This is a genomic window from Kitasatospora sp. NPDC024654, from assembly GCF_055559155.1.
In genome coordinates this window covers 80,002-90,772 of record NZ_JBVHLF010000001.1, presented here as the reverse complement: position 1 = coordinate 90,772, position 10,771 = coordinate 80,002, and the positions used below count along the sequence as shown (strand labels likewise).

At 72.1% G+C, this 10,771-nt stretch carries 8 protein-coding genes; 2 read left to right on the top strand and 6 right to left on the bottom strand.

The features are described 5' to 3' along the window. Window positions 1-155 precede the first annotated feature (155 nt). The 6 genes from whiA to uvrA all read right to left on the bottom strand — a co-directional run bounded on the left by whiA (window position 156) and on the right by uvrA (window position 8,906). On the bottom strand, window positions 156-1,136 hold the full coding sequence (gene whiA, locus ACZ38L_RS00370) for a DNA-binding protein WhiA (RefSeq protein WP_465687734.1): 981 nt from the start codon (window positions 1,134-1,136) through the stop codon (window positions 156-158). Beyond that, window positions 1,127-2,206, bottom strand: a complete 1,080-nt coding sequence (locus ACZ38L_RS00365; protein WP_465687732.1) for a gluconeogenesis factor YvcK family protein — start codon at window positions 2,204-2,206, stop codon at window positions 1,127-1,129. The genes whiA and ACZ38L_RS00365 overlap by 10 nt, the downstream gene beginning before the upstream one ends. Window positions 2,207-2,249: 43 nt before the next feature. Further along, a complete protein-coding gene (gene rapZ, locus ACZ38L_RS00360; protein ID WP_465687730.1) occupies window positions 2,250-3,161 on the bottom strand; it encodes an RNase adapter RapZ in 912 nt (303 codons plus the stop codon). Between the two features lie 55 nt (window positions 3,162-3,216). Further along, window positions 3,217-5,259: an excinuclease ABC subunit UvrC gene (gene uvrC, locus ACZ38L_RS00355; RefSeq protein ID WP_465687728.1), complete on the bottom strand. Its 2,043-nt coding sequence runs from the start codon at window positions 5,257-5,259 to the stop codon at window positions 3,217-3,219. 188 nt (window positions 5,260-5,447) lie between these two features. Continuing rightward, window positions 5,448-5,885 carry a Rieske (2Fe-2S) protein gene (locus tag ACZ38L_RS00350; protein ID WP_465687726.1) on the bottom strand — a complete coding sequence of 146 codons (438 nt, stop codon included), beginning with the start codon at window positions 5,883-5,885 and terminating at the stop codon, window positions 5,448-5,450. Window positions 5,886-6,002: 117 nt separating this feature from the next. Then, window positions 6,003-8,906, bottom strand: a complete 2,904-nt coding sequence (gene uvrA / locus ACZ38L_RS00345) for an excinuclease ABC subunit UvrA (RefSeq protein ID WP_465687724.1) — start codon at window positions 8,904-8,906, stop codon at window positions 6,003-6,005. A 305-nt stretch (window positions 8,907-9,211) separates the two neighbouring features. On the opposite strand from uvrA, the gene ACZ38L_RS00340 reads away from it, so the two are divergent. Together ACZ38L_RS00340 and ACZ38L_RS00335 are read left to right on the top strand one after the other, a co-directional pair. Continuing rightward, a complete protein-coding gene (locus ACZ38L_RS00340) occupies window positions 9,212-9,976 on the top strand; it encodes a maleylpyruvate isomerase family mycothiol-dependent enzyme (protein WP_465687722.1) in 765 nt (254 codons plus the stop codon). A 52-nt stretch (window positions 9,977-10,028) separates the two neighbouring features. Beyond that, a complete protein-coding gene (locus tag ACZ38L_RS00335; protein ID WP_465687720.1) occupies window positions 10,029-10,682 on the top strand; it encodes an MBL fold metallo-hydrolase in 654 nt (217 codons plus the stop codon). Window positions 10,683-10,771: the final 89 nt, after the last annotated feature.

The following is a 10,771-nucleotide window of genomic DNA, read 5'->3' as shown; positions in this document are numbered from 1 at the left end:
CGGGCTGATCGCCCTCCCCACCCCACCCCACAAACAGCAAACCAAAAGACAGACAAGCAACCACCGCACCCACAGAAGCCGACACCCACCAACCCCCCCCCCCCCCCCCCCCCCCCCCCCCCCCCCCCCCCCCCCCCCCCGGGTTCCGGCGGCGGTCAGTTGAGCGCCATCTCCTCGGTGAGGTTGGCCTCGGTGCTCGGCAGGCCGAGCTCGGAGGCGCGCTTGTCGGCCATCGCCAGCAGCCGGCGGATCCGGCCGGCCACCGCGTCCTTGGTGAGCGGCGGATCGGCCAGCGCGCCCAGCTCCTCCAGCGAGGCCTGCTTGTGCTGCATCCGCAGCTGGCCGGCGGCGGCCAGATGCTCGGGTACCTCGTCCCCGAGGATCTCCAGCGCCCGCTGCACCCGGGCTCCGGCGGCCACCGCGGCCCGGGCCGAGCGGCGCAGGTTGGCGTCGTCGAAGTTGGCCAGCCGGTTGGCGGTGGCCCGCACCTCGCGGCGCAACCGGCGCTCCTCCCAGGCCAGCACCGACTCGTGGGCGCCCAGCCGGGTCAGCAGCGCGCCGATCGCGTCGCCGTCCCGGATCACCACCCGGTCCGCGCCGCGCACCTCGCGGGCCTTGGCCGGGATGCCGAGCCGACGGGCCGCGCCGACCAGGGCGAGCGCCGCCTCCGAGCCGGGGCAGGTGATCTCCAGCGAGGAGGACCGGCCGGGCTCGGTCAGCGAGCCGTGCGCCAGGAACGCCCCGCGCCAGGCCGCCTCGGCGTCGCAGGTCGCTCCGGAGACCACCGCCGGGGGCAGCCCCCGGATCGGCCGGCCCCGCCCGTCCACCAGCCCGGTCTGCCGGGCCAGCAGTTCACCGTCCTTGACCACCCGGACCACGTACCGACTGCCGCGCCGCAGGCCGCTGGGGGCCATCACCACCAGGTCCGAGGAGTGTCCGAAGATCTCCAGCAGGTCCTTGCGCAGCCGTCGGGCCGCAATGCCGGTGTCCAGCTCCGCCTCGATCACGATGCGACCGCTCACAATGTGCAGTCCGCCCGCGAATCGCAGGATTGCCGACACCTCGGCCTTGCGGCAACAGGCCCGGGTGACGGGGAGCCGGCTGATTTCGTCCTTCACCGCTGCCGTCATCGCCATGGGCCGATCCTTCCATGTGTCCGGAAAATCCGGTCGTACGCGGCGGCCAGAAGCTCCGGGTCGTGTCGCGGGGTGCCGTCGGCGGCGGCCACCCGGTCCAGCACCAGGGCCGCGCCCATCCGGCCGGCGGCCTTCTCCAGGCCGGCCAGGTCGGCCTGTCCGAAGGCGCCGCCGGTCACCGCCCGCTCGTCCACCAGGATCGCATCCACCACGAGGCCGGGGGCGTGGTCGGCGATCACGTCCAGGTGGCGCTGCGGGGTGAAGCCCTCGGTCTCGCCGGGCTGCGGGGCCAGGTTGAGGGTCAGCAGCCGGCGCGCCTTGGTGTCGATCAGCGCCTTGGCCAGCTCGGGGACCAGCAGGTGCGGCAGCACACTGGTGAACCAGGAGCCGGGGCCGAGCACCACCCAGTCCGCCTCCAGCACCGCCGCCACCGCCTCGGGGACGGCCGGCGGCTCCTCCGGCAGCAGCCGGACCGACTGCACGGTGCCCGGGGTGGCGGCCACGCTGGCCTGGCCGCGGACGGCGGTCAGCTCGGCCGGGCGGGCCGGGTCGTGGCCCCGGACGATCGCCTCGATGTCCAGCGGGACGGCCGACATCGGGAGCACCCGGCCCTGTACGTTGAGCAGCCGGCCGACCCACTCCAGGGCGGCCACCGGGTCGCCGAGCTTCTCCCAGAGCGCCACGATCAGCAGGTTGCCGACCGCGTGGCCGCCCAGTTCACCGGTGCCGGTGAAGCGCTGCTGGATCACCTCGGACCAGGTGCGGCCCCAGGCGTCGTCCCCGCACAGCGCGGCCAGCGCCTTGCGCAGGTCGCCCGGGGGCAGCACGCCGAGCTCGGTGCGGAGCCGCCCGCTGGAGCCGCCGTCGTCGGCCACGGTGACCACGGCGGTGAGGTCGCTGGTGAGCCGGCGCAGCGCCGAGAGCGAGGCCGACAGGCCCTGGCCGCCGCCCAGCGCGGTGATCTTGGGTACGGGACCGCGCGCCGCGGCGGCACGGCTGCGCTGGGCGCCCGGGGATCCCCGCTCGGCGGCCTTGTGCTGGAGCTGCCGCCCTGGCGAGTATCCCGTCACACCTACCCCACGTTTCTGTCCTGCCGGCAGCGCCGGGCCGCCGTCACTCCCGTCCCATGTCGCGGTGCACCAGCACCGTTTCCACGCCGTCGGCGATCAGACGCTTCGTCAACCGCTCCGACATGGCCACGCTGCGATGCTTGCCACCGGTGCAGCCTACGGCAAGCGTCATGTAGCGCTTACCCTCCCTGCGGTAACCCTCGGTGATGATCCGCAACAGCTCGGCGTAACCGTCCAGGAACTCCTTGGCACCGGGCTGCTGGAACACGTAGTCGGAGACGTCGGGGTCGGTGCCGGTCCGGGCCCGCAGCTCGGGCACCCAGTGCGGGTTCGGCAGGAACCGGCAGTCCACCACCAGGTCGGCGTCGACCGGCAGGCCGTACTTGAAGCCGAAGGACATCACGGTGGCCCGCAGCTCCGGCTCGTCGTGGTCGGCGAACTGGGCGTCCAGCTTGGCGCGCAGCTGGTGGACGTTGAGGTTGGAGGTGTCGATCACCAGGTCGGCCTCGCCGCGCAGCTCGCGCAGCAGGTCACGCTCCTGGGCGATGCCGTCGGTGATCCGGCCCTCGCCCTGCAGCGGGTGCGGCCGGCGGACGCTCTCGAAGCGACGCACCAGGGCGTCGTCGGAGGACTCCAGGTAGACCACCCGCAGCTGGACGCCACGCTTCTCCAGCTCCTCCAGCGAGGCGCGCAGATCGTCGAAGAACTGCCGGCCGCGGACGTCGACCACCACGCCGATCCGGGCCACCGCACCCTGCGAGCGGGCGCCGAGGTCGACCATGGTGGGGATGAGGGCCGGTGGCAGGTTGTCCACCACGAACCAGCCGAGGTCCTCCAGACACTTGGCGGCCGTGCTCCGGCCGGCTCCGGACATGCCGGAGATGATCACCAGCTCCGGGGCGGTCTCTCCCCCAGCCTGCGGCCGGGTGGCACCCCCATCGTCGGACACTGTCACTTCACTTCCCCGCTCTCGGTGCTTCCCTGAGGAGAACGCCTGCGGCCGCCTGCCGTCACGGCGTCCCCGGTCTCTGTTCTCCGGTGTCATCCATGATCTCGCCGGTCGCGGTGTTCACCGCGAATGGCGCGGGTTGCCGGGAGGACAACGCGGCGACAACAGTCTCCGCGGTGCGCCGCCCGATCCCCGGTACCGCACAGATCTCCTCGACGGTGGCCGCGCGCAGCTTCTTCAGCGAGCCGAAGTGCTTGAGCAGGGCCTTCCGCCGGGTCTCCCCCAGACCTGGCACAGTGTCCAGCTCGCCGCTGGTGAATCGCTTGCCCCGCTTGTTGCGCTGGTAACCGATGGCGAACCGGTGCGCCTCGTCGCGGACCCGCTGCAGCAGGTAGAGACCCTCGCTGCTGCGCGGCAACACCACCGGGTCGTCCTGGCCGGGCAGCCAGACCTCCTCCAGCCGCTTGGCCAGCCCGCACAGCGCGACGTCGTCGATGCCCAGCTCGGCCAGCGCCCGGGCGGCGGCCGCCACCTGGGGCTGGCCGCCGTCGACCACCAGCAGCTGGGGCGGGTAGGCGAAGCGGCGCGGGCGGCCGGTCTCCGGGTCGACGGGGCCGCTCGGGACCGGCTGGCCGGCTGCGGTCAGCTCGTCGGACTGGGTCGGCTCGTCCTCGCCGGCCTCGGGGACCGCCCACTCGCCGGTCCGCTCGCGCTCCTGGAGGTAACGGCGGAACCGGCGGCCGACCACCTCGTGCATCGAGCGGACGTCGTCCTGGCCTTCGAAGCTCTTGATCTGGAACCGGCGGTACTCGCTCTTGCGGGCCAGACCGTCCTCGAAGACCACCATCGAGGCGACCACGTCCTGCCCCTGCAGGTGCGAGATGTCGAAGCACTCGATGCGCAGCGGCACGGAGTCCAGCTCCAGCGCGTCGGCGATCTCCTGGAGGGCGCGGCTGCGGGTGGTCAGGTCGGAGGCGCGCTTGGTCTTGTGCAGCGCCAGCGCCTGCTGGGCGTTGCGGCCGACGGTGGCCATCAGGTCCTTCTTGTCACCGCGCTGCGGGATCCGCAGGTCCACCTGGGAGCCGCGCAGGGTGCTGAGCCACTCGCGGACCGGGCCGGCCGGCTCGGGCAGGGCGGGCACCAGCACCTCGCGCGGCACCGCCTCGCTGCCGCCGCCGTAGAGCTGCTGCAACGCGTGCTCGACCAGGGCGGCGGTGTCCACGTCCTCGACCTTGTCGGTGACCCAGCCGCGCTGGCCGCGCACTCGGCCGCCGCGCACGTGGAAGATCTGGACGGCCGCCTCCAGCTCGTCCTCGGCCACGGCCAGCAGGTCGGCGTCGGTGCCGTCGGCGAGCACCACGGCGTTCTTCTCCATGGCCCGCTTGAGCGCCTCGATGTCGTCGCGCAGCCGGGCGGCCCGCTCGTACTCCAGCTCGGCGGCGGCCTGCTGCATCTGGAGTTCCAGCCGGCGCAGGTGGTTGCCGGTGCGGCCGGCCATGAAGTCGCAGAACTCCTCGGCCAGCTCGCGGTGGTCCTCGGCGGAGATCCGGCCGACGCAGGGGGCGGCGCACTTGCCGATGTAGCCGAGCAGGCAGGGGCGGCCGACCTGCTGGGCGCGCCGGAAGACGCCGTTGGAGCAGGTACGGACCGGGAAGACCCGGAGCAGCAGGTCGACCGTCTCGCGGATCGCCCAGGCGTGCCCGTACGGGCCGAAGTAGCGCACGCCCTTCCGGTGCGCCCCGCGCATCACCTGGACCCGGGGGAACTCCTCGTTCAGGGTGACCGCGAGCTCCGGGTAGCTCTTGTCGTCGCGGTACTTGACGTTGAATCGCGGGTCGAACTCCTTGATCCAGGAGTACTCCAGCTGGAGCGCCTCGACCTCGGTGCCGACCACCGTCCACTCCACCGAGGCCGCGGTGGTGACCATGGTGGCGGTGCGCGGGTGCAGGTTGGCCAGATCCTGGAAGTACGACGAGAGCCGCGGACGGAGGCTCTTCGCCTTGCCGACGTAGATCACCCGGCCGTGCGCGTCCCGGAACCGGTAGACGCCGGGCGAGAGCGGGATCGCCCCGGGCGCCGGGCGGTAGGTGGACGGGTCAGCCATTGGTCGGTCCCCCTTGGACAGCTGTGACACTGGAACCCTAACGTCCCGCGGTGACAGCACGCCGTTCAGCCCGCACTCAGGAAGCACTCAGCGTGCGGACAGCTGCCGTCCAGCGGTTACTCGGATCGTGTTCCGACTCTCGGAGGGGTCCCAGGATTCCCGGGGGCGGCCGACGGCCGCGCGGCGGCTCAGCTCTCGGTGACCTCGAACTTCCCGTTCTGCACGGTCACCTGGTAGGAGGGCAGCGACTCGGGCGCCGGGCCGGCCACCACCGAGCCGTCCTCGATCTTGAACTGGCTGCCGTGGCAGGGGCACATGATCAGGCCGTTCTTCACCTGGCCCACCGTGCAGCCCGCGTGGGTGCAGGTGGCGCTGAACGCCTTGTACTGGCCGGCGGTCGGCTGGGTGACCACGATCTTCTGGTCGGAGTAGACCTTGCCGCCGCCGACCGGGACGTCCGCCACCGCGCCGACCTCGACCGCGTTGTCGGCGGAGGACGAGGACTTGGCCGTGGAGTCGCCGGAGCAACCCGCCACGGTCAGCGCGGTGCCCCCGGCGAGGACGGCGGCGCCGCAGCAGAGCAGCGTGCGGCGGCTGGTGGCGGGGGTCTGGGCTGCCTCGGTCATCGGTGGCGCTCCCTGCGGACGGCTCGGCTTGGTCGGCTCCGCAGTCTAGCCGCGCCCGATGAGGGCACCGGGCCGCTCGCCCTCGGCGCGCGAGGGAGCACGGCCCGGCGCCTGCGGCTACTTGCGCGCCGCGGCCCGCTTGCGCGGGGTGCGCGGGGCCGGGACGGCCGCGTCGCTGATCCGCTCGCCCAGGATGTCCCGCAGGAACTTGCCGGTGTGGCTCGCGGTGATCCCGGCGATCTCCTCCGGCGTACCCTCGGCGATCACCGTGCCGCCGCCGCTGCCGCCCTCGGGGCCCATGTCCACGACCCAGTCCGCGGTCTTGATCACGTCGAGGTTGTGCTCGATGACGATCACCGTGTTGCCCTTCTCCACCAGGCCGGAGAGCACCCTGATCAGCTTGCTGATGTCCTCGAAGTGCAGGCCGGTGGTGGGCTCGTCGAGCACGTAGACCGTCCGCCCGGTGGAGCGCTTCTGCAGCTCGGAGGCGAGCTTGACGCGCTGCGCCTCGCCGCCGGAGAGGGTCGGCGCGGGCTGGCCGAGCCGGACGTAGCCGAGGCCGACGTCGTTCAGCGTGCGCAGGTGGCGGGCGATCGCCGGGACGGCCTCGAAGAAGTGCAGCCCCTCCTCGATCGGCATGTCCAGCACCTCGGCGATGGACTTGCCCTTGTAGTGCACCTCCAGGGTCTCCCGGTTGTACCGCGCCCCGTGGCAGACCTCGCAGGGGACGTAGACGTCCGGCAGGAAGTTCATCTCGATCTTGATCGTGCCGTCGCCCGAACAGTTCTCGCAGCGGCCGCCCTTGACGTTGAAGGAGAACCGGCCGGGGAGGTAGCCGCGGACCTTCGCCTCGGTGGTCTCCGCGAAGAGCTTGCGGACGTGGTCGAAGACGCCGGTGTAGGTCGCCGGGTTGGAACGCGGGGTCCGGCCGATCGGCGACTGGTCGACGTGCACCACCTTGTCCACCAGGTCCGTCCCGGTGATCCGGGTGTGCCGGCCGGGCACGCTGCGCGCCCCGTTCAGCTCGCGGGCGAGGTGGGTGTAGAGGATGTCGTTGACCAGGGTGGACTTGCCGGAGCCGGAGACGCCGGTGATCGCGGTGAACGTCCCCAGCGGGAAGCCGACCGTGACGTCCCGCAGGTTGTGCTCGCGGGCGCCGTGCACCACGATCTGCCGCTTGCGGTCGCGCGGGCGGCGCGCCTCGGGGATCGGGATCGAGCGCTTGCCCGAGAGGTACTGCCCGGTCATCGACTCCTTGTTGCGGAGCAGTTCCTCGAGCGAGCCGGAGTGCACCACCTTGCCGCCGTGCTCACCGGCACCCGGGCCGATGTCGACCACCCAGTCGGCCATCTTGATGGTGTCCTCGTCGTGCTCCACGACGATCAGGGTGTTGCCGATGTCGCGGAGCCGGACCAGGGTCTCGATCAGCCGGTGGTTGTCGCGCTGGTGCAGGCCGATCGAGGGCTCGTCCAGCACGTAGAGCACGCCGACCAGGCCGGAGCCGATCTGGGTGGCCAGCCGGATCCGCTGCGCCTCGCCGCCGGAGAGGGTGCCGGCCGCCCGGTTGAGCGAGAGGTAGTCCAGGCCGACGTCGACCAGGAACCGCAGCCGCTCGTTGACCTCCTTCAGCACCCGCTCCGCGATCTTCCTGTCCCGGGCGGTCAGCTTCATCGCACCCAGGAACTCGGCGCAGTCGCTGATCGACATCGCCGCGACCTCGGCGATCGAACGGCCCTGCACGGTGACCGCGAGCACCACCGGCTTGAGCCGGGTGCCCTCACAGGCCGGGCAGGGCACCTCGCGCATGTAGCCCTCGAAGCGCTCGCGGCTGCTGTCGGTCTCCGCGTCGCCGTGCCGGCGCTGCACGAACGGGATCACGCCCTCGAAACCGGTGATGTACGAACGCTCGCGCCCGTACCGGGTGCTGAAGCGGACCTCGACCTGCGCCTTGTGGCCGTACAGCAGCGCCTTGCGGGCCCGGGCCGGCAGCCCGCGCCACGGGATGTCGGTGCGGAAGCCCAACTCGCCGGCCAGCGCGCCGATCAGCCGACCGAAGTACTCCTTGCTGTGGCCGCCGGACCAGGGGTGGATGGCGCCCTCGTCGAGCGACTTCTCCTCGTCGGGGACGACGAGTTCGGGATCGACCTCCATCCGGCTGCCCAGGCCGGTGCAGTCCGGGCAGGCGCCGAAGGGCGAGTTGAAGGAGAACGAGCGCGGCTCCAACTCCTCGAAGGAGACGTCGTCGTAGGGGCAGTAGAGGTGCTCGGAGTACATCCGCTCGCGCTCCGGGTCGTCGTCCGGGAGGTCGACGAAGTCGAGCACCACCATGCCGCCGGAGAGCTTGAGCGCGGTCTCCACCGAGTCGGTCAGCCGGCGCTTGGCGCTCTCCTTGACCGTGAGGCGGTCGATGACCACCTCGACGGTGTGCTTCTCCTGCTTCTTGAGCTTGGGCGGCTCGGTCAGCTGGACGGTCTGGCCGTCCACCCGGGCGCGCGCGTAGCCCTTGGACTGGAGGTCGGCGAAGAGGTCGACGAACTCGCCCTTGCGCTCGCGCACCACCGGGCTGAGCACCTGGAAACGGGTACCCTCGGCGAGCTCCAGCACCCGGTCGACGATCGCCTGCGGGGACTGCTTGGCGATCGGCCGGGAGCAGTGCGGGCAGTGCGGCTTGCCGATCCGGGCGAAGAGCAGCCGGAGGTAGTCGTAGACCTCGGTGATCGTCCCGACGGTGGAGCGCGGGTTGCGGTTGGTGGACTTCTGGTCGATCGAGACGGCCGGGGAGAGGCCCTCGATGAAGTCGACGTCGGGCTTGTCCATCTGGCCCAGGAACTGCCGGGCGTACGAGGACAGCGACTCGACGTAGCGGCGCTGGCCCTCGGCGAAGATGGTGTCGAAGGCCAGCGAGGACTTGCCGGACCCGGAGAGCCCCGTGAAGACGATCAGGGAATCCCGGGGCAGGTCCAGCGAGATGTTCTTGAGGTTGTGCTCGCGAGCACCGCGGACGATGAGGCGGTCGGCCACTGCTACTGGCGCCTTTCTCCGGGATCGGACACTGGTCCAACGCGTGGGGTGTGGGTTTTCTTCCAGTTTCGCCGACCAGCGTATAGCTCAGGCGTTCGATTATCGACCTTGTCCAGCCGGAACCACCCGAACGAGTGAGAACCGCCGGAGATGGCCCTTCTCCGGGCTCCGCACCACCCCGCGAAACCCGCTGCCGGCCCGTACCACCCGGCGATAGCCTGCGACTCGCGGCACACCGCCGCCCCGGGGTCCAACGAGCCCGCGCCGCCCGGGCAACGCCCACGCACCCACTGGAGGCCCGTCCAATGACCGACCCGCAGCCCACCCCCGCCGAGCAGGCCGCCGCCGCGCTGAGCGCCGTCGAGGAGAGCACCGGCCACCTGATGCACACGGTCGCCGAGCTGGACCCGGCGGCGCTGGCCGAGCCCTCCGGGCTGCCCGGCTGGACCCGCGGCCACGTGCTGGCCCACCTCGCCCGCAACGCCGACTCGCTGGTCAACCTGCTGGAGTCGGCCCGCACCGGCCGGGACATCCCGCAGTACGCGAGCGAGCAGGCCCGCGAGGACGGCATCCAGCAGGGCGCCGGCCGCCCGCTCCCCGAGCACCTCGCCGACCTGCGCGAGTCGGCCGGGCGGCTCGCCGAGGCCGCCGCCGCGCTGCCCGCCGAGGCCTGGGCCGCCACCCTCAGGCACCGGCACGGCTACACCTTCCCGGCCGCCGAGCTGCCCCTCAAGCGGCTCGGCGAGCTGGAGTACCACCACGTCGACCTGGCCGCCGGCTACACCCCCGCGCACTGGCCGACCGACTTCGCCGCCGCCGAGTTCGGCAAGCTCGCCACCATGTTCGCGAAGCTGGACGGCATCCCGGCCCTCGACCTGCTCGCCGAGGACACCGGCGAGCGCGCCCGGCTCGGCTCCGACACCCCCGAGCTGCGGGTCGAGGGCCCGGTCCGGGCGCTCACCGCCTGGCTCTCCGGCCGCTCGGACGGCGACGGCCTGCAGGTGCACCGCGACGGCGGCCCGCTGGCCGACCCGCGCTCCGCCCTGCCGACGCTTCCGCCGATGGGCTGACGGATCATGGAGGTGCCAGCCCATCGGGAGTCGGACAGCGAGGAGTGATCCCTTGAGCTACCACGGATCGGTCAAGGTCGGCGGGCCACCGGACGTGCGCGAACTCGCCCACCTGATCATCACCAAGGTCGCGGTCGGCCCGTTCGACAACAACGCCTACCTGCTGCGCTGCCGGGCCACCGACGAGCAGTTGCTGATCGACGCGGCGGCCGACGCGCCGGTCCTGCTGGAGACGGTCGGCCCGCAGCTGGCGACCGTGGTCACCACCCACCGGCACCACGACCACTGGGCCGCGCTGGCCGACGTGGTGGCCGCCACCGGCGCCCGGACGGCGGCCGGCCGGTACGACGCCGAGGGCATCGACGTGCCCACCGAGCTGCTGCTCTCCGACGGCGACCTGCTCCGGGTCGGCTCGGTCGACCTCACCGTGCGCCACCTGGTCGGCCACACCCCGGGCGCGATCGTGCTGGTCTACGACGACCCCGAGGGCCACCCGCACGTCTTCACCGGGGACTGCCTCTTCCCCGGCGGGGTGGGCAACACCTTCGGCAACCCGGAGAACTTCCGGACCCTCTACCGGGACGTCACCGAGAAGCTCTTCGACGTGCTCCCCGACGAGTCCTGGGTCTACCCGGGCCACGGCAAGGACACCACGCTGGGCGCCGAGCGCCCGCAGCTCCCCCAGTGGCGCGAGCGCGGCTGGTAGAGCACACCGGGGGGGGGGGGGGGGGGGCGCCCCCTGCCATAGCGGCCGACCATACCTACAAACCCCACATCCTGCGTCAGGAGCAAGAG

What these genes read in the sequence shown, in the direction of transcription:
- whiA (WP_465687734.1), bottom strand. Translation starts at nt 1,136, where the DNA reads ATGGCGATGACGGCAGCGGTGAAGGACGAAATCAGCCGGCTCCCCGTC.
- ACZ38L_RS00350 (WP_465687726.1), bottom strand. Translation starts at nt 5,885, where the DNA reads ATGACCGAGGCAGCCCAGACCCCCGCCACCAGCCGCCGCACGCTGCTC.
- uvrC (WP_465687728.1), bottom strand. Translation starts at nt 5,259, where the DNA reads ATGGCTGACCCGTCCACCTACCGCCCGGCGCCCGGGGCGATCCCGCTC.
- ACZ38L_RS00340 (WP_465687722.1), top strand. Translation starts at nt 9,212, where the DNA reads ATGACCGACCCGCAGCCCACCCCCGCCGAGCAGGCCGCCGCCGCGCTG.